Annotated in this window: 17 protein-coding genes and 1 pseudogene; 9 read left to right on the plus strand and 9 right to left on the minus strand. The window is 66.8% G+C overall.

The genetic code is table 11. The annotated features are described in order from the left end of the window. Positions 1 to 2: 2 nt before the first annotated feature. Entirely contained in the window at positions 3 to 941 is a 939-nt protein-coding gene (locus tag J3476_RS00755; RefSeq protein WP_235682244.1) for a R2-like ligand-binding oxidase, read from the minus strand. Continuing rightward, positions 934 to 1,626, minus strand: coding sequence for a TetR/AcrR family transcriptional regulator (locus J3476_RS00760; RefSeq protein WP_207064723.1), 693 nt, complete (start codon positions 1,624 to 1,626; stop codon positions 934 to 936). Before J3476_RS00760 ends, J3476_RS00755 begins: the two co-directional genes overlap by 8 nt. A 108-nt stretch (positions 1,627 to 1,734) precedes the next feature. On the opposite strand from J3476_RS00760, the gene J3476_RS00765 reads away from it, so the two are divergent. The 3 genes from J3476_RS00765 to J3476_RS00775 are packed head-to-tail and all read left to right on the plus strand — an operon-like array spanning position 1,735 to position 3,199. Next, entirely contained in the window at positions 1,735 to 2,052 is a 318-nt protein-coding gene (locus J3476_RS00765) for a helix-turn-helix transcriptional regulator (RefSeq protein WP_207064724.1), read from the plus strand. Further along, positions 2,049 to 2,561 (plus strand): SRPBCC family protein, encoded by a 513-nt coding sequence (locus J3476_RS00770; RefSeq protein ID WP_207064725.1) that lies wholly within the window; start codon positions 2,049 to 2,051, stop codon positions 2,559 to 2,561. Before J3476_RS00765 ends, J3476_RS00770 begins: the two co-directional genes overlap by 4 nt. After that, the gene (locus tag J3476_RS00775) at positions 2,558 to 3,199 is read left to right on the plus strand and encodes a flavodoxin family protein (RefSeq protein ID WP_207064726.1); all 642 of its coding nucleotides are present in this window, start codon (positions 2,558 to 2,560) and stop codon (positions 3,197 to 3,199) included. The genes J3476_RS00770 and J3476_RS00775 overlap by 4 nt, the downstream gene beginning before the upstream one ends. Here J3476_RS00775 and J3476_RS00780 read toward each other — a convergent pair. From J3476_RS00780 to J3476_RS00805, 6 genes and pseudogenes are all read right to left on the minus strand, one after another. After that, the gene (locus J3476_RS00780; RefSeq protein WP_207064727.1) at positions 3,150 to 4,526 is read right to left on the minus strand and encodes an FAD-containing oxidoreductase; all 1,377 of its coding nucleotides are present in this window, start codon (positions 4,524 to 4,526) and stop codon (positions 3,150 to 3,152) included. The two genes, J3476_RS00775 and J3476_RS00780, sit on opposite strands and share 50 nt — an antisense overlap. Before the next feature lie 2 nt (positions 4,527 to 4,528). Beyond that, positions 4,529 to 5,011, minus strand: coding sequence for a DUF4126 family protein (locus tag J3476_RS00785; protein ID WP_207064728.1), 483 nt, complete (start codon positions 5,009 to 5,011; stop codon positions 4,529 to 4,531). A gap of 67 nt (positions 5,012 to 5,078) precedes the next feature. Beyond that, entirely contained in the window at positions 5,079 to 5,942 is an 864-nt protein-coding gene (gene hisG, locus J3476_RS00790) for an ATP phosphoribosyltransferase (protein ID WP_163676221.1), read from the minus strand. A 3-nt stretch (positions 5,943 to 5,945) separates the two neighbouring features. Beyond that, the gene (locus J3476_RS00795; protein WP_207064729.1) at positions 5,946 to 6,227 is read right to left on the minus strand and encodes a phosphoribosyl-ATP diphosphatase; all 282 of its coding nucleotides are present in this window, start codon (positions 6,225 to 6,227) and stop codon (positions 5,946 to 5,948) included. Positions 6,228 to 6,313: 86 nt separating this feature from the next. Beyond that, a pseudogene (locus J3476_RS00800) lies at positions 6,314 to 7,855 on the minus strand (MFS transporter); the annotation flags it as partial. A 163-nt stretch (positions 7,856 to 8,018) separates the two neighbouring features. Then, positions 8,019 to 8,702 carry an HAD family phosphatase gene (locus tag J3476_RS00805; protein WP_163676231.1) on the minus strand — a complete coding sequence of 228 codons (684 nt, stop codon included), beginning with the start codon at positions 8,700 to 8,702 and terminating at the stop codon, positions 8,019 to 8,021. An 81-nt stretch (positions 8,703 to 8,783) separates the two neighbouring features. Between J3476_RS00805 and J3476_RS00810 the strand changes: the two genes are divergently transcribed. From J3476_RS00810 to J3476_RS00835, 6 genes are read left to right on the plus strand one after another with little or no spacing between them, the layout of a single operon-like run. Continuing rightward, on the plus strand, positions 8,784 to 10,688 hold the full coding sequence (locus J3476_RS00810) for a solute carrier family 23 protein (protein ID WP_207064730.1): 1,905 nt from the start codon (positions 8,784 to 8,786) through the stop codon (positions 10,686 to 10,688). Further along, on the plus strand, positions 10,689 to 11,189 hold the full coding sequence (uraD, locus tag J3476_RS00815) for a 2-oxo-4-hydroxy-4-carboxy-5-ureidoimidazoline decarboxylase (RefSeq protein WP_207064731.1): 501 nt from the start codon (positions 10,689 to 10,691) through the stop codon (positions 11,187 to 11,189). After that, on the plus strand, positions 11,186 to 11,506 hold the full coding sequence (gene uraH / locus J3476_RS00820) for a hydroxyisourate hydrolase (RefSeq protein WP_207064732.1): 321 nt from the start codon (positions 11,186 to 11,188) through the stop codon (positions 11,504 to 11,506). Before uraD ends, uraH begins: the two co-directional genes overlap by 4 nt. A 19-nt stretch (positions 11,507 to 11,525) precedes the next feature. Then, positions 11,526 to 12,704, plus strand: coding sequence for an FAD-dependent urate hydroxylase HpxO (hpxO, locus tag J3476_RS00825; RefSeq protein WP_207064733.1), 1,179 nt, complete (start codon positions 11,526 to 11,528; stop codon positions 12,702 to 12,704). Between the two features lie 5 nt (positions 12,705 to 12,709). Next, positions 12,710 to 13,543 (plus strand): xanthine dehydrogenase family protein subunit M, encoded by an 834-nt coding sequence (locus J3476_RS00830; RefSeq protein WP_207064734.1) that lies wholly within the window; start codon positions 12,710 to 12,712, stop codon positions 13,541 to 13,543. Then, positions 13,540 to 16,242 carry a molybdopterin cofactor-binding domain-containing protein gene (locus J3476_RS00835; RefSeq protein WP_207064735.1) on the plus strand — a complete coding sequence of 901 codons (2,703 nt, stop codon included), beginning with the start codon at positions 13,540 to 13,542 and terminating at the stop codon, positions 16,240 to 16,242. Before J3476_RS00830 ends, J3476_RS00835 begins: the two co-directional genes overlap by 4 nt. Before the next feature lie 54 nt (positions 16,243 to 16,296). Here J3476_RS00835 and J3476_RS00840 read toward each other — a convergent pair whose 3' ends face one another. Next, entirely contained in the window at positions 16,297 to 18,951 is a 2,655-nt protein-coding gene (locus J3476_RS00840) for a hypothetical protein (RefSeq protein WP_207064736.1), read from the minus strand. Positions 18,952 to 19,044: the final 93 nt, after the last annotated feature.

Consider the following 19,044-nt stretch of genomic DNA (forward strand, 5'->3'; position numbering starts at 1 on the left):
ACCTACGCTGAGGCGGCCAGCGACTTTCGGTCCTCGTCGGCGAAGGTGTCCTCCAGCTGAAGCGGCGAGTAATCCACGTCGATCTCACCGAGTGGCCGCCCCCGTGCGCTGCTGATGGTGCCGAAGCGGCGCATCCCCTTGTCGGCGGCATACTGCTGCATGTCGTCCTTCTCGAGGTGGAAGGGCACCTCGTCGTAGAGGTCATACGCATCGTCGGTGTTCTTCAGCGCCAGCGGGATGAGCTCGTTCATCCGGGACTCGAACACCGACCAGTTGGCGTCATCGGCAGCGACGTGGCGACGGCAGGTGAACGTACCCCAGGCCATGTGGCGACGCTCGTCGTCACCGATCCGCCGAACGAGTTCCTGCATGCCCGGAAGGATGTTGTTGTCCACGCAAATCCGATGCCAAGCATAGTATCCCGTCAACGCCATCATCCCTTCGATGACGTGGTTGTAGGTCACCGACGCACGGACCTGCGCGGCCGGGGACGGGTCGGCCAGCAATGCGTCGAGGGATTCCGGCAACTCCTCGTAGAAGATGGTCCGGTAGGTCGGCAGGTCGTCGAGGAAGCGCTGCAGGTCGTCGGTCACGCCGACCGCGTCGAGCCACAACCGGAACACCTGGGTGTGCTTGGCCTCTTCGAACGCGAACTGGGTCAGATACATCTCGTCACCGAGCCGCCCCTCGGCACGCATCGCCGCCATGAAGGGCTGGATGTCCTGCGTGACCGCCTCCTCGCCGGCGATGAACTGCGCGCACAGGCGCGTCGCCCATTCGCGTTCCAACTCCGTGAGCGCTTCCCAGTCAGCCCGGTCCCGAGAGAAGTCGATGTCTGCCGGATTCCAGAACTTGGCGTTGCCGCCGGCGAACAGCTTGAGCGGCAGGCTGGCCCAGTTCAGCCCGCCTTCGGCCAATGAGTCCGAGCGAGTTCTAGCCATGTGCTTCTCCTTGCGCGATTGTGGTGGTTCGGTGGGATGGGTTGGTGGAGCCGAACGCGGCCGACAGCACTGCGACATAGCGACGTACCACCAGAATCGGTTGTTCAGAGGACAATTCGTCGAGTCCGAGGACGGGATCCATCCCGCGGACGTACGGCGCCAGTGCCAGATGAGGCATCAGCATCAACAGCAGCGACAACAACGCGTCGATGTCCGCATCCGGCCGCAGATCGCCGCGGGTGCGCGCAGCGTGCACCAACGGTCGCAGCACCTCCAGGTAGTGGCGGTGCACGACGGCCCGCACACTGACCCGCGCGTCGGTGTCGACCTCGAAACTCGACGCCGCGTGGAGCGCTCGATCCCGCGGATGGTCGGCGAAGTACGCCACCCACACATCGAGCAGATCGGTGAGGAACTCGAAGAACGGCCGGTCGGGCTCGAGCTCGTGGATCTGATACTCCATGTAGTCCCGCACCCGCTGGCTGCCCACATCGGTGATGTAGGCGTACAGGTCTCGCTTGTCGGCGAAGTACTGGAACAGGCTGCCTTTGGCAACGCCGGCCCGACGAGCGATGACGTTGAGGCTGCCGCCGGAGAACCCGTGTGCGGCGAACTCCGCTTCCGCCGCGTCCACCACCGCCGAACGCCGCTCCCCACCCAACCGGGACCAGGTGACCGTCGGCATCGAGCCTCCCAGGGACTATGACCACTGGTCATATTACTGTGATCGGCAACACAGTCAAGGCCCGGTCAATAGTTTTGCGTCTATATAGACAATGAGTAATATATAGGTGTGGATGTCTTCGAGGCCGTTGCCGAACCGAACCGGCGGGCTCTGTTGGATGTGCTGATGAGCGGCGAGCGCACGGCCGGCGAACTGGTCGCGACGTTGCCCGACCTGACGCAGCCGACGGTGTCGCGACACCTGCGCATATTGCGCGAAGTAGGCCTTGTCGAAGTCCGCCCCGATGCCCAACGTCGGGTTTACGCGCTGCGCGCCGACGGCCTGGCACCCATCGACGACTGGATCGAGCGCTACCGACGGTTCTGGAGCGGCCACCTGGACGCGCTCGAACGCCACCTGCATGAACAGCACGGAGGACAGCCATGACAGACTCGCAGACCGACCGCGGCGGACGCCTTCTCATCGACGGCGACCGAGCCACGCTGGCCTTCGAACGACGTCTACCGTTCCCGATCGACGTGGTCTGGGCCGCGATCACCGACCCGGCGCAACGCCGCCGATGGTTCGGCGAAACGACGATCGACGCGCGCGAAGGCGGACTGATCGACATGGTCGCCGACGGGCCTCCGCTGTCGCCGGAACGAAAACGGATGACGGGCCGCATCCTGGTCTGGGATCCGCCGAACGTCTTCGAACACCAATGGTGTCAGCCCATCGTCGAGGACGGCGTGGTCCGATACGAACTGCGAACAGACGGGCAGGAGACCGTCCTGCGCTTCACCCATCGCGGCCTCGGTATCCGCAACGCCACCGGGTTCCGCGGCGGTACCCATGCCTACCTCGACAGACTCGAGGCGTACCTGAACGAAGACGTTCTGCCGGACTGGCTCGCCCGCCGTCGGCAGATCGTTGCCACCAGAGGTGAAACACCATGACAGTCACCGAGCTACCCGAACCGCGCGTCGCCGTCGCTTACCACTCCGGCTTCGGCCACACTGCGACGTTGGCGGCAGCTGTTGCCGCCGGGGCTCGGGACGCCGGCGCCGAGGTCGCCATGATCGCCGTCGACGCGATCACCGACGACGGCTGGCACGAACTCGATGAGTCCGACGCGGTGGTGTTCGGTTGCCCGACCTACATGGGCAACGTATCCGCCGGATTCCAGGCTTTCGCCGAGAAGACCGGCCGACGTTGCATCAACGGCACCTGGCAGAACAAGATCGCGGCCGGGTTCACCAACTCAGGCGCGAAAAGCGGCGACAAGCTTCAGACCCTGATGTCGCTGGCAGTATTCGCCGCCCAGCACCACATGCTGTGGGTCAGTCTGGGCCTACCGCCAGGCTGGAACAGCTCCTCAGGCAGCGATCAGGACCTCAACCGGCTCGGCTTCTGGCTCGGCGCCGCCGCAGCCACCGACGTCGACGCCGGCCCCGAGCATGTTCAGTCCGCCGATGTCGCGACGTGCCGGCATCTCGGTGCGCGGGTCAGCTCCGTCTGCAGACAGCTGATCGCGGGCCGCGCGGTCACCGCAGCGGCTCGAGGTCCTGCAGCATGGTCGGCACCAACTCGCTGACCGTCGGGTGGATGTGCATCGTTCGGGAGATCGCCGTGTAGGGCAGCTTGGCGGTCATGACGTCGAGAATGCTGTGCACCACCTCGTCACCACCGACGCCCAGGATGGCCGCACCGAGGATCTCCTCGGTCTCGGCGTCGACCACCACCTTCATGAAGCCCTGCGTCTCGCCCTTTTCCACCGCTCTTCCCACCCGGGTCATCGGCCGTTTGCCCACCAGCGCCTTGCGCCCCGAACGCCGAACCTCGTCGACCGTCATGCCCGCTCGTCCCAGCGGCGGATCGATGTAGAGCGCGTAGGTGGTGATGCGGTCGCTGACCCGGCGCGGGTCGTCGTCGAGCAGGTTCGCCACCACGATCTCGAAGTCGTTGTAGGAGGTGTGGGTGAACGCGCCCCGTCCGTTGCAGTCGCCCATCGCCCAGATGTGGTCGACGGTGGTGCGCAGCTGATCGTCGACGACGATGTAGCCGCGCCGGTCGGTGTCCACACCGGCTGCGTCGAGACCCAGATCGTCGGTGTTGGGCTGGCGCCCGACCGCCACGAGCAGGTGGCTGCCCGCGATCGGCTCCGCACCCTCGCGCGGCGTGACTGTGAATCCACTGTCCTGCTTGGCGAATCGGATGCTGTCGGCATCCACCACGACATTGATGCCCTCGGCCTCGAGGATGTCCCTGACCGCCGCCGAGACATCCTCGTCCTCGCGCGACGTCAACCGGGGGCCCTTCTCGATGACCGTCACCTTCGCCCCGAAGCGCCGGAACATCTGCGCGAACTCCAGCGCGATGTAACTGCCGCCGATGACCACCAGATGGTCGGGCACCATGTCGAGGTCGAGAATGCCGACGTTGGTCAGGTAGTCGACGTCGGCCAATCCGGGCATGTCCGGTGCGACGGCACGCCCGCCGACGTTGAGGAAGAACCGGTCCGCCGTCAGCAGGTGCTCCCCCACCCGCATCGTGTGCGGATCCTCGAAGCGGGCGTGGCCGCGGATCAGCGTGCAGCCCTTCATCCCCTCCAGCCACGATTCGACACCCTCGCGGTCACCTCCGCTGATCCGATCCTTGCGCGCCTTGACCGCGGCCATGTCGACCGCGACTTCCCCTGTCCCGACCCCGAAATCGGCGCCGCGGCGCGCCAGATGTGCGGCGTGCGCACTGGCCACCAGCGTCTTGGTCGGGATACAGCCATAGTTCACGCAGGTGCCGCCGACGAGTTTGCGTTCGATGACGGCCACGGTCTGACCTGCAGCGGTCAGTCTGCCCGCCAGCGGGGGGCCGGCCTGGCCGGCACCGACGATGATCGCGTCGAAGTGCTGTGGGGTATCCACGACTACACCAGGCTCACCAGGAAGGCGACGAGCAGTCCGCCGCCGACGGCCAGCGCATCCTCACCGAAGGCACCGGGGCGATCGTTGCCCTTGTTGGCGGCGGCCACCCTGCTGCGTAGGGCGGCGCCGGCCAACGTGCCGAGCACCGCACCGACCATGCCGGCGCCCAGGGCACTGAAGGTATGGAAGAACGCGCTGCCGATCACCGCACCGGCGAACCCACCACTGACCAGCCGAGCGATGAACTGCGGGGCGACTTTCCGGCTCGGAGTGCTCGGCAACTGGTCGGTGACCAGTTCGACGACGAGGAAGATGGTCAGCACCGTGACCGTGATCGGATGGGCCATCCACTCCGACCACTTGTCGGTCACGTCGATCCAGCCGAGCATCGCCCCCCAGGCCACCGCCGCCGGCGGAGTCATCGCGCGCAGACCGGCGACGACGCCGATCAGTAAGGCCAACAGAAGCACGGAAACCAGCGTCATCGGACCTCCGACCGGTGGATGGACATCCGGACGCTAACACGGTCGACGACGACGTGAGCGGTCTCGATCAGAAGCGGCAGAACCGGATGTCAGAGGCCAGAATCGCCTTGGCGCCGATGGCCGCCAGTTCGTCCATGATCGCGTTGACGTCCCGACGCGGCACCAGCGCCCGCACCGCCACCCAACCCGGGTCGGCCAGTGGCGCGATGGTCGGCGACTCCAGCCCGGGTGTGACCTCGGTGGCTTTCTCGAGGAGCGGACGGGGGCAGTCGTAGTCCAGCATCAGATACTGCTGACCGAACACCACCCCCTGCACCCGGCCTGCTAACTGGGCGCGGGCCGCGGCCTTCTCGCTGTCGGCGGGCTCCCCGGCGTCATCCTGCTCGATGAGCACAGCCTCGGAGTCGCACAGCGGTTCACCGAACGCCGCGAGGTCGTGCAGGCCCAGGGTGCGCCCGGACCCGACGACGTCGGCGATCGCATCGGCCACGCCGAGTTGCACCGAGATCTCCACCGCGCCGTCAAGACGGATCACCGTAGCCTCGATTCCCCTGGCCGACAGATCCTTTCGGACGATGTTCGGAAAGGCCGTGGCGATCCGCTTGCCGGCAAGATCCTCGACCCGCCACGGCCGCCCTGCCGGTGCCGCGTAACGAAACGTCGAGGAACCGAAGCCCAGCGCCAGCCGTTCCCGCACCGGCGCGTCGGATTCGCGGGCCAGGTCGCGGCCGGTGATGCCGAAGTCGAGTTCCCCGGAACCGACATAGATCGCGATGTCCTTCGGGCGCAGAAAGAAGAACTCGACGTTGTTGGCGGGATCGACGACCGTCAGATCCTTACCGTCGGTCCGCCGCCGGTAGCCGGCCTCGGACAGGATCTCGGCGGCCGGTTCGCTCAGGGTGCCCTTGTTGGGGACCGCCACGCGCAGCATCGCTCACAGCCTCCGGTACACGTCGTCGAGGGACAGTCCCCGCGCGAGCATCAGCACCTGGGTCCAGTAGAGCAGCTGGCTGATCTCCTCGGCCAACGCCTCGTCACCCTCGTGTTCGGCGGCCAGCCACACCTCGCCGGCCTCCTCGAGGATCTTCTTGCCGATACCGTGCACACCGCCGTCGAGAGCCGCGACGGTGCCGCTGCCGGTGGGGCGGGTGCGCGCACGCTCACTCAACTCGGCGAACAGCGCGTCGAAGGTCTTCACGGCCTGCGATTGTGTCACGACCGGACTCCGCTACTGCCATCGGCCGTGGGTTGGTCTCGGCGGCATGGCCGCGGGTTGGCATCGGTGACACGGCCGCGCCTTGCTCAGTGCGGCGACGGGCGGGCGACGTGCGCCTCGTTGTGCATCTCCTCCAACGTCTTGCCCTTTGTCTCCTCCACCCAGCGCCACACGAACAGCAGCGACAGCACCGCGCACAGGGCATAGAAGCCGTAGGCGAACCCGAGCACGTCCCGCAGGCCCGGGAAGGTGACCGTGATCAGCCAGTTCGCCGTCCACTGGCCGGCGGCGGCCAGACCCAGGGCCGCCGCCCGGATGCGGTTGGGGAACATCTCGCCGAGCAGCACCCACACCACCGGCCCCCAGGACATCCCGAACGACACGACGAACAGGTTCGCCGCGATCAGCGCGACCGGCCCTGCCACGTCGCCGAGCTGGGGCTGGCCGTCAACCAGTGGCGCCGTTCCGAAGATCACCGCCATGGTGCCCAGCGTGACGGCCATTCCGGTCGAACCGACCAGGAGCAGCGGTTTGCGGCCGACCTTGTCGATCAGCGCTATCGCGATCAGCGTGGTCGCGATGTTGGTGACCGAGGTGATCACGGTGATCGTGAACGACGAGCTCTCGTCGAAGCCCACCGCCTGCCACAGGACGTTCGAGTAGTAGAAGATCACGTTGATCCCGACGAACTGCTGGAAGATCGACAACCCGAGGCCGACCCACACGATGCCGTACAGCCCGCCGATGAGCGCCACACCGATGAGCAGCGCGAGGAAGACAGCGGCAAGCGGCCACAGCCCGAAGCCGAACGCCGTGACCGCCAGGACGGCGAACACCGACAGCAGCCACCACAGGTAGTCGCGGATCCAGTTGATCAAGCCCGAGGCGACCTCGTCGTCCGGCCGCTCGCGGGACAGGTCACGCCACGACCGTTTCTTCTCGGCGTGCAGGGAGTCCTGGATGCGGTTGATGGTGATCTCGAGGTTCTTCTCCCCCAAGAGCCGGGTGAGGACCCGACGGGCCTCCGGGATGCGATGCGTGGCAACCAGATAGCGCGGCGACTCCGGGATCGTGAAGGCCAGCAGACCATAGGCCAGTGCGGGGATGATCTCGGCGAGGAACATCCACCGCCAGGCCTGCATACCCAGCCACAGCTCCTCGTTGGAGCCGCCCGCAGCCTCGGCCAGCAGCCAGTCGACGGCCAGGGACACGAAGATGCCGCTGACGATGGCCAACTGTTGCAGGGAGCCGAGCCGACCGCGGATGCGCTCGGGCGAGGTTTCGGCGATGTAGGCGGGCGCGATCACCGACGCGATGCCGACCGCGACGCCGCCGACGACGCGGAACACCACGATCAGCCAGATGTTGGTGCCGATGCCGGTGACGACCGCACTGATCAGGAACAGCGCCGCGGCCAGCTTCATCACCCACAGCCGGCCCATCGCGTCGGCGAGGCGCCCGGCGGTCAACGCGCCGACGGCGGCGCCCAGCAGCGCCGAGGCGACCGCGAAGCCGAGGGTCGCGTCGCTGATCGCGAACTCCTCCTGCAGGGCGCTGACGGCGCCGTTGATCACGGCGCTGTCATAGCCGAACAACAGGCCGCCGAGTGCGGCCACCGAGGCCACCCGCAGCGCGCTGCGTCCGGAACTGAACTCGGTGCCGGCGCCGGCTCCGCCGCCGTCTCCTCTGGCCATGCCGCGACCCCCTTCTCGACTCGGCTATGAGATCGATCACAGCTACGATCGCACACAACACCGACCGCCCGGACCGATATCGGGGGGTGCGGCCGGGTCAGGCCGTACGGTCGCGGGCCTCCCGGTCGATCTCGCGATACACCCGGCGCAGCGCCGCTGCGTCGAGACCGGCCAGCGACTCGGCATGCCGGCGCCGCTCACTCCCGGGCACCGGCACGTCGTTGGGCACGACCAGCACCGCACACCCCGCACGTTCGGCCGCCGTCGACCCCGTCACCGAATCCTCGATGGCAAGGCAGTCGCCGGGTTCCAGCCCGAGCAATTCGGCGGCCCGCAGATAGGGGTCGGGGGCGGGTTTTCCGCTGGGCACCTCGTCACCGCACACCGTCACCGTGAAGTAGTGCCGCCCGATGCTGTTGAGCGCGCGCTCCGCCAACTCCCGTTGCGTGTTCGTCACCAGCGCCATCGGAACAGCTTCCGAAACAAGCGCTTCCAGCATCTCCCGGGCACCCGGGCACCACGGCAGACCACCGTCGAAGAGGTCGGCGGTGTGGTCGTGCAGCCACTGGATCGACCCGGCGATCGCGGCCGGATCGTGATCCAGGCCGAGCTCGGTGTACACCGTGACCATGGTCTCTTCAGCCGAGGCGCCCACCAACGCGGTGCGGGTCTGGCGGCTCATCGTCGCACCGTGGAACTCGTAGAGCTTGTTGAGCGAGATGTCCCAAAGCTTCTCGGAGTCGACGAGGGTGCCGTCCATGTCCCACAGCACCGCTCGCACCCGGCAATTCTGCCACGTCGAGAGCGGGCCACGCGAACCGCTCGACATGCGAACAACCGCCATCTGCAGGATTCTTTGACGATGGCGGCTCCGACCACGGCGAACAAGCCCAAGCGCGTGCACCCGGTAGACGAGGTGCTGCCGGTTCCCAAACTGGCTACCTACGGTTTCCAGCACGTCGTCGCGTTCTACGCGGGCGCGGTCCTGGTGCCCATCATCATCGCCGGTGCAGTCGGACTCACCGATGAGGAACTCGTCAAACTCATCACCGCCGATCTGTTCACCTGCGGGATCGCCTCGATCATCCAGGCCGTCGGGTTCTGGAAAGTCGGGGTGCGACTGCCCCTGTTGCAGGGCGTGACCTTCGCTGGAGTAGCGCCCATCATCGCGATCGGGCTGGCCAACGGAGGCGGCTCGGCCAGCATGCTCTACGTCTACGGCGCGGTCATCGTTGCCGGCATCTTCGCGTTCGCCATCGCGCCCGTCTTCATCAAGCTGCTCAAATTCTTCCCCCCGGTGGTCACCGGCACGCTGATCACCGTCATCGGCCTGGCCCTGGTCCCGGTCGGCGCCATGGACGCCGTCACCAATCCCGCCACCCACGAGCCGGACCCGACCAACATCCGCTGGTTCCTCTATGCGCTCGGCACCATCGCGGTCATCGTCGCGATCCAGCGGCTCTTCCGCGGCTTCATCGCCACCATCGCCGTGCTGCTCGGGCTGGTCATCGGCTGCGCAGTCGCCTATGCGCTGGGTGACATGAACTTCGACCGCGTCGGCGAGGCCGCTGCGGTGGGATTCACCCCGCCGTTCCTGTTCGGTATGCCGAAATTCGACTTCGTCGCGTGTCTGACCATGATGATCGTGATGCTGATCATCGCGGTGGAGTCGACCGGATCGACCATCGCCACCGGGGAGATCGTCGGCAAGCGGATCAAGGCCGAGAACATCGGCAACATGCTGCGCGCCGACGGGGTGGCCACCACCATCGGCGGCATCTTCAACTCGTTCCCCTACACCGCGTTCTCCGAGAACGTCGGACTGGTCCGGCTCACCGGGATCAAGAGCCGCTGGGTGGTGGCCGCGGCCGGCGTGTTCATGATCCTGCTCGGATTCCTGCCCAAGGTGGCCGCGATCGTCGCCTCGATCCCCAACCCGGTGCTCGGCGGCGCGGCACTGACGTTGTTCGCCACCGTGGCCGCGGTCGGGATCCAGACGCTGGGCAAGGTGGATTTCACCGATCACCGCAACCTGATCATCGTCACCACCAGCCTGGCGCTGGCGCTGTGGGTCACCGCCTATCCCGACATCGCCCAGGGTATGCCGACCGGACTGGACCTCATCTTCGGCAGCGGCATCAGCATCGGGGCGGTCAGCGCCATCCTGCTCAACATCGTCTTCTTCCACACCGGCTCGCAGGGACCCCGGGTGGCAGGCGGCGGCTCGATCACCCTCAACGAGGTCAATTCGATGACCCGGGAACGTTTTACCGAGGTGTTCGGCCACGTCGTGCAGGATGTGCCGTGGGCGGTCGACCGCGCCTACGACCAGCGTCCGTTCGCGAGCACGAAGCAGTTGCGCGAGTCGTTCCAGGACGCGGTGCTCACCGGCTCCTCCGAACAGCAACTGGAACTGCTCAACGCGTTCCACGATCTCGGCGCCGAGGACGAGACCGGCCACGCTCTGGCCGCCGACCACAGCGCGCTGTCGAAGCTGGACGAAGACGACCACAACGACGTCGTCGATCTGGCCACCGCATACCGGGAACACTTCGGCTTCCCGCTGGTGATCTGCGCCCGCGAAACCGCGCATTTCGATCGGGTGCTGCAGAACGGGTGGTCACGGATGGACAATTCGCCCGGCGCGGAGAAAGCGTTCGCACTGATCGAGGTCGCCAAGATCGCCAACTACCGGTTCACCGATCTGGTCGACAACGCCAATCCCATTGCCTCGGCCCGATTCAGCCGATTGGACGAAATCCTCTAGATGACCGAGGGAATAGAGGGCTTCAACCGGCTGTCCGAACGGCAGCGGATGCACCTGCTGTTCGAGGTGTGCTCCTCGACGATCTGGGCCCGCCGGGTGCTGGCCGGCGGGCCGTTCCGCGACGCGGAGGCGTTGTTCGACCGCGCCGACCGGGTGCTCGCCGAACTACCAGACGCCGAATTGGATGCGGCGCTGGACGGCCATCCCCGGATCGGCGCCAAGGCCGACAACCCCAGCTCGGCGCGCGAGCAGGCCCGTGTCGCCGACGCCGCCGACGCGGTCAAAGCCGAGCTGGCCGAGAAGAACCGCGCCTACGACGACAAGTTCGGCTACGTGTACCTGGTGTGCGCCAGCGGACGCACCGCCGAGGAGTTGCTGGCCATCCTGACCGATCGGCTCGACAATGATCCCGAGACCGAACGCCGGGTGATGCGCTCGGAGCTGGCCAAGATCAACCGGTTGCGGCTCGAGCGCCTGTTGATGAGGGAGACGCCGCAATGAGCCTGTCCACCCACGTGCTCGACGCGGTCTCCGGCACCCCGGCCGTCGGGGTCGCCGTCACGCTCACCGACTCCGCATCGGACGTACTGACCACCGCGGTCACCGACGGAGACGGCCGTGTGAAGGACCTCGCCGACCATCTGACACCGGGCACCTACCGGCTGACGTTCGACACCGCAGGCTATTTCGCGATGGCCCGCGTCCCGGCGTTCTACCCGGAGGTGGTGATCGCCTTCGAGGTCACCGACCCGGCCGCGCACTACCACGTGCCACTGCTGCTCTCCCCGTACGCCTACTCCACCTACCGCGGAAGCTGACGAAGAGGGGAACGCACCAATGAAAGCGGTCATCATCGGCGCCGGAATGGGCGGCATGAGCGCGGCGATCGCATTGCGCCAGATCGGCATCGACACCGAGGTCTACGAACGAGTCACCGAGAACAAGCCGGTCGGCGCAGCGATCTCGGTGTGGTCCAACGGGGTCAAGTGCCTCAATCACCTCGGCCTCGAGGAGCAGACCGCGCGACTGGGCGGAATCGTCGACACGATGAGCTACCTCGACGCACACACCGGTGAGACGATGTGCCGATTCTCCATGCAGCCGCTGATCGACGAGGTGGGCCAGCGCCCCTACCCCATCGCGCGCGCCGAACTCCAGGCGATGCTGATGGAGGCCTACGGCATGGACGAGATCAACTTCGGGATGAAGATGGTCAGCGTCGCCGACGGCCCTGAGGAGGCCACCGCGACGTTCGCCGACGGCGCCACGGTGTCGGCCGACGTGATCATCGGCGCCGACGGGGCCAGCTCGATCACCCGGGAGTACGTGCTCGGCAGCCCGGTGACCCGGCGCTACGCCGGGTACGTCAACTTCAACGGCCTGGTCGAGACCGACGAAGCGATCGGCCCTGCCACCGAGTGGACCACCTATGTCGGTGACGGCAAACGGGTCTCGGTGATGCCGGTGTCCGACGGCCGGTTCTACTTCTTCTTCGACGTCGTGATGCCCGAGGACTCTGACGAGAAGGAGAACTACGAGCGCGGCGACGCACGAGAGGTGCTGCGCGGGCACTTCGGCGACTGGGCACCCGGGGTGCAGACCCTGATCGACAAATTGGATCCGATGGCCACCAACCGGGTGGAGATCCTCGACCTCGACCCGTTCCACACCTGGGTCAAGGGCCGGGTCGCCGTGCTCGGCGATGCCGCCCACAACACCACTCCCGACATCGGGCAGGGCGGCTGCTCGGCGATGGAGGACGCCGTCGCACTGCAGTGGGCGTTCCGCGACCACCCCGGCAATGTCCACGCGGCGCTGCTGGCCTATCAGCAGGCGCGCTCGGAGCGAGCCGCGGATCTTGTTCTGCGGGCCCGTAAACGCTGCGACGTCACCCACGGCAAAGACCCGCAGAAGACCGCCGAGTGGTACGAGGAGCTACGACACGAAGACGGCCGCAACGTGATTCGCGGAATCGTCAACAACATCATGGGTGGACCCGTGACCCCGGTCAGCTGAGCACGATGGACCTCAACACCGTCGAGACGACGAGCACACCGACCCACCGCGACGACCTGTGGCCGCTCGGCCCGGCGGACGCGATCCTCGCCGGAGGGACCTGGCTGTTCTCCGAGCCGCAGCCGCACATCCGCCGCCTGGTCGACATCACCCGGCTGGGCTGGGAACCCGTCACGGTGTCCGACGACGGTGTCGAACTGGCGGCGACCGCGACGGTCGCGCAGGTGTCGCGCCTCTCGGCGCGGCTGCAGGCGGAACGCCCCGAATGGACAGCTGCACCGCTGCTGCACCAATGCTGCACCGCGCTGCTGGCCTCGTTCAAGATCTGGAGCAGCGCCACGGTCGGCGGCAACATCTGCCTGGCTTTTCCGGCCGGCTCGATGATCTCGCTCGGTGCGGCGCTGGACGCCGAGGTCACCGTGTGGCGCGGCGACGGCAGCGACTACCGGATGCCGATCACGGAGTTCGTGACCGGTTCGGGCGCCACCGCACTCGCCCCCGGCGAGATCCTGCGATCGGTCCGGATTCCCGCCACCGCACTGCGCGCCGCGACCGCCTACCGCAAGGTGGCGCCGTCTCCGCTCGGTCGCTCAGGCGTCGTCGTGATCGGGCGCCGCGACACCGTCGCCGACGGGCACCGCTTCGTTGTGTCGGTGACCGCGGCCACCACACGACCCCACGTGTTCGACTTCGGCACCGTGCCGAGCGCGCTCGAGCTCGAAGCGGCACACGCCACGATTCCTGACACGGCGTGGACCCTCGATGCGCACGGCGACCCCGACTGGCGGCGCGCGGTTGCGCTGGTGCTGGCCGAACAGATCCGTCGCGAGCTGTCATGAGCATGCGCGTCAACGGTGAAGAGCAGCAGGGTGATCCGCGCCCCGGGCAGTGTCTGCGAACATTCCTGCGCGAGCGTGGCCACACCGAGGTCAAGAAGGGATGCGACGCCGGCGATTGCGGCGCGTGTGCGGTGCTGATCGACGGCGAGGCTGTGCACTCATGCGTCTTTCCGGCATTTCGCGCCGAGGACCGTGACGTCACCACCGTCGCCGGGCTGGGTGACCCGGGCGACCTGCATCCGCTGCAGCGTCGGTTCGTCGAAGCCGCCGGCTTTCAGTGCGGCTTCTGCACGGCGGGCATGATCACCACGGCCGCGGTCCTGTCTGAGGACCAGCTCGCCGAACTCCCCCAGTCGTTGAAGGGAAACCTGTGCCGCTGCACCGGTTATCGCGCCATCGGTGACGCACTGGGTGGACGGGTCAACGTCGAGAAGTCCGGCGGTGTCGGCGACTCGGTGGCTGCGCCGGCTGCGGTGCGCGTCGTCACCGGCACCGAGCAGTACACGATGGACTTCGAGCCGCCCGGGTTGCTGCATCTCGCGGTGCTGTCGAGCCCGGTGGCCCACGCCAAGATCCTCGACATCGACACCACTGCCGCCGAAGCGGTCGACGGGGTGCACCTGATACTGACCCATCGCGACAGCCCGGACGTGGCGTTCTCGACGGCGCGGCACGAGGACCGCGCCGACGACCCCGACGACACCGTGGTCCTCGACGACACGGTGCGCTTTGTCGGGCAGCGGGTGGCGGCCGTGATCGCCGACAGTGTCGCCGCGGCCGAACGGGCATGCCGCGCCATCGCGGTGACCTACGAACAGCTTCCGGCAGTGTTCGACGCGGACGCGGCGCGGGCGCCGGGAGCGCCGCTGCTGCACCGGGACAAAGGCCCGGACGCGCGGATCGCCGACCCGGGCCGCAACATCGTCGCCGAGGTGCATGGTGGCATCGGCGACGTCGCCACCGGAGTGGACGCGGCGGTCGCCGCCGGTGGTGTGGTCGTTCGGCAGCGCTACACCACCCAGCGCGTCCAGCACACCCACCTCGAGACCCACGGCTGCACCGGGTGGCGTGACGACGACGGCAGACTGGTGCTGCGCACCAGTTCCCAGGTTCCGTTCCTGGTCCGGGATGAGCTGTGCCACGTGTTCGGCCTGTCCCGTGAGGATGTCCACGTGTTCACCCGGCGCATCGGCGGCGGGTTCGGCGGCAAGCAGGAGATGCTGACCGAGGACATCGTCGCCCTGGCTGTGCTGCGGCTGGGGCGGCCCGTTCGCTACGAATTCTCGCGTTCCGACGAGTTCACGATGGCGCCCTGCCGGCATCCGTTCAGGATCGACGTCACCGCGGCCGCCGGGCCGGACGGCGTGCTGACCGCGCTGGCCGTCGACGTGCTCACCGACGCCGGCGCCTACGGCAACCACAGCCCCGGCGTGATGTTCCACGGATGCTCGGAATCGGTATCGGTGTACCGGTGCCCCAACAAGAGAGTCGACGCCCAGTCGGTCTACACCAACAACATCCCGTCCGGGGCGTTCCGCGGGTACGGCCTGAGCCAGATGATCTTCGCGGTGGAGTCCGCACTCGATGAGCTGGCGCTAAGCCTCGGCCTGGATCCGTTCGAGCTGCGCCGGCGCAACGTCGTGGTCCCCGGTGACGAATTCGTCGACGCCGCGGTCGGACACGGAGACCTGATGTTCGGCAGCTACGGCTTGGATCAATGCCTGGACCTGGTGCAGCGCGCCCTGCTCGACGGCAACGGAGCCGAGAGCCCGCCGGGTTGGCGCGTCGGCGAGGGCATGGCGCTCGCGATGATCGCGACGATCCCGCCGCGGGGCCACTATGCCGAGGCGTCGGTGACGCTCACCCCTGACGGTCGCTACCGGCTGTCGGTCGGGACAGCCGAGTTCGGCAACGGCACCACCACCGTGCACACGCAATTGGTCGCTACCGAGCTGAACACCACGCCCGACAGGGTTGAGGTGCACCAATCCGACACTGAAGCAACGGGTTATGACACTGGGGCGTTCGGCTCGGCCGGTACCGTCGTGGCCGGAACCGCGGTGCTCGCTGCCTGCCGCGAGCTGCGGTCGGCCATGCTGTCCGCAGCGGCGGCACTCACTGGATCGGGACCGCATGCCTGCGAACTCACTCCGCACGGGGTGCAGTGCGGCACCCGGCTCGTCGAATTCACCGAGTTGCCGGCATCGCTGGTCGGTTATGGCCGCCACGAGGGCACACCACGATCGGTGGCGTTCAACGTCCAGGGCTTTCGGGTCGCGGTGAATCCCGATACCGGAGAGGTTCGCATCCTGCAGTCGGTGCAGGCCGCCGATGCCGGCGTGGTGATCAACCCCGAGCAGTGCCGCGGGCAGATCGAAGGCGGTGTCGCCCAGGCGATCGGCTCCGCGCTGTACGAGCAGATGATCGTCGGACCCGACGGCACCGTGCTCACCCAGGTGCTCCGCAACTACCACATCCCACAGTTCGCCGATATCCCTGTCACCGAGGTGTATTTCGCCGACACCGTCGACCAGCTCGGGCCGATGGGCGCCAAGTCGATGAGCGAATCGCCCTACAACCCGGTAGCCCCCGCCCTTGCCAACGCGATCGCCCGGGCATGTGGCGCGCGGGTGCGGGACCTGCCGATGACGCCGGCACGCGTGTGGCGGACGTTGGGCAAGCCGGCGCCTGCCGGATAGGCCGGCACTGCCCGGCACCTTCCGGGTAGGCCAAGACGGCCCGGCTGCGTTACCTCAGACACTCACCGTCGGTGTGAAGCTGGTGACGGTGGTTTCGAAGATGCCGCCGTCGAGGTAGACCGTGTTGGCCACATAGCCGGTGCCGTCGGCGCCGAAGGTCGGCAGTCTGGGATCACCCAGCTGCGAGTATTCGAGCTCAACCAGCTTTTGTGCGCCGCTTGGGGTCAGCGCATACACCCCGCTGTCGTCTCGGCTTCTGTCCACGACGTAGGCGGTGCCGTCCGGACCGAACACCAAAATGACGGTCTCACCGTCAGCGTTGGTTCCGAGCGCTGGACTGGTGATGGTGCTCAGTGGGACGACGGTGTCCCCAGCTGCGTTGAACCCGAGAATGTTTGTCTCGTACTCCGGGGAAACGTGGGTCAGGAGGTAGCCGGTTCCATCGGGTCCGAACACCACGTCGGCATCATCGATTGCCGAGTTGCCGGGCACAAAGGACGTGTAGGCACCGGTGGACAGCGCGAGAATCTGCCGCCCGTACTCGCTCACGCTCGGCCCGTAGTACTCGAGCAGTTCGAAGGCCGAACCGTCAGGGCCGAAGAAGACCGTGCCGTGCGCCCCCTCTGGAAGCTCGATCGTCCGCGCGACGGCAGCGTCGGGACCCAGTACTGCCACGTATTCCGTACCGTCCGCGGTGTAGTTGACGTATCCGAAATCGTCATTGGATTGCGCCGACCCGCCACGCACCAGCCTGTCCCCTCTGTCGCGGACCACCACCATGCCGGGCACGACGACCAGCACCACTTCACCGTCGGGGTCGATGACCGCTACCGCGTTGTCGTTTCGTGTGGGATCGACGATCGGCGCGTAGGCGGTGCCATTCGATCCGACCTGTAGACCCTCGATGCGGCCGTCGATGACGTCTGAGGTCACGATGGAGTCCGCGGTGACGATCGAGATGTAGGTCGTGCCGGTGCCGTCGTCGGTGTAACCGTCGAAGGTGAAGGTCTCCAGCCCGAAACCGTTGGCCGTCAACACCATCTCGCCAGGTAGGCCGGCAATGGAACGCACCGTACGCGAGGCGCCCTCGATGGTGTACACGCGCGTTGATTTCGTGCCGAACAGTCCTTGCACGCCGGCTGTCACATAGACGGTGCCGTCCTGGTCGACCATCGGAGCGCTCGGATCGGAGCCGTAGGGCAGCAGGCTGGCCCTGGTCCAGCCGCTGGAGTAGATGGTGCGCAGCGTGGAGAAACCGAACCGCGACGACACCAGATGCGCGGTCCCGTCTGAAGCGAGCTCGAAGTCGGTGTCATAGGAATACGTTCGCGTGAAATTGTTGGCGGAGACCCGGACAAAGCGGTAATCGATCGCCGGCAGGTCGTCCGCGAGGGGACGGATCACCGTCTTGAAGTACAACGCCCCGTCTGCACCGACGGTCAGCGGGCTGTCGGCAAGGCCGAAGACTGTCGCCAGCCTCGTGACATTCCCGTCGCTGTCCACAGCTCTCACCGTCGTACTCCAGCGACCTTCCGAGGCGGTCACCACGATCAGCGAGCCGTCCGGGCGTGCTGCCGCTTGCGCTCGAGTGCCGACGCCGTCGAATTCGCTGGTCGTGACGACCTGACCGTCGCTGTCCAGAATGCTGACCCGTGTGGTCCCTCCGCCGTCGGTGACCTGGTAGATGGTGCCGTCGTCAGCGATGACGGGCGACTGGCTTGCCCCACCCCGAATCGGCGCCGAGATCGCGCTGACGCTTGTGTCGCCGGGCGCTGCTGCGCTCGGTACCGCCGACGCCGGCTGCGCCGCGTCGACGCGGTCGGTGACAGACCGCCACGCTGACGCCAGCAGAGTGAGCAACAGTGGCGAGGCGGCGGGGCCATCTGGATCTTCGGTGTCTGAGGCGGTTGCCGCCGGCACAGCCAGCGACGTCGTGACCGTTGGGGGCGTAGACACCTGCGTCGCAGGGCTCGCCGGGACCACCATCCCCGGATCCGTTACCGCTGGCTCGACCGCCGCGTCTTCTTGCACGGTGTCTGCTGTCGGCTGTGTTGAAGGAGGTGTCGCGGTGTCATCGGTATCGAAGTCGTCCGGCAAAGACACTTCCGCGTCGACATCATCTGCTTCGTTCGCGTCGACGTCGGGGTACGTCTGCTCGTCAGTTACCTCGGTCGGCCTGTCGCCGCGCTCCTCGGTATCAAAATAGGAAGGAAGATCGACCGATTCGTCAGGGTCGACCCATTCCGGATCGTCGATGGGAGTCTCATCGTCCGAGACTTCGATCAGCCCGTCCGCCACGTCGGAGTCGTCCGCAGGAGAATCGGAGTCCGGCGTGGCGATCGGACTCGTCTCACCATCGTCGTCCCTCCCAGAACTGGAGGACTCCCCTGCGCCGTTGGTGTCCGTGCGTGGATCACCTGCGTCGGACTTCGCAACGCCGGCTGAACTTGACTCCTCGGTCTGCGCCCATGAAATGCACGGCATTCCCACCACGGCGGAACCGATTCCCAACGCGACAGCCAACGCGCCCACGCGGCCAATGCGCTTTTCCCACGCCATGACAGTTCTCCCCCTTGAGTAGCCCCGCCAGCGTATGGAGCACACCCTCGGGGAGGGAATCGGGGAATCCCCTAATTCGGCATGTGGGCGCAGGGATTGTCCGGCATGACGTCGCACAGAAAATTGCCCGACAATTGCGCCGTGGATCACCGAGCCGGGTCCAGTGCCAGTTGGCACGGACTGCTATGAGCGGTTCAGATCCGTGTTGCTGCCGCTAGTTTCTCGGTGGTGGTTGGGGTTGGA

Source organism: Mycobacterium sp. PO1 (assembly GCF_017312405.1).
Taxonomy (GTDB): Bacteria; Actinomycetota; Actinomycetes; order Mycobacteriales; family Mycobacteriaceae; genus Mycobacterium.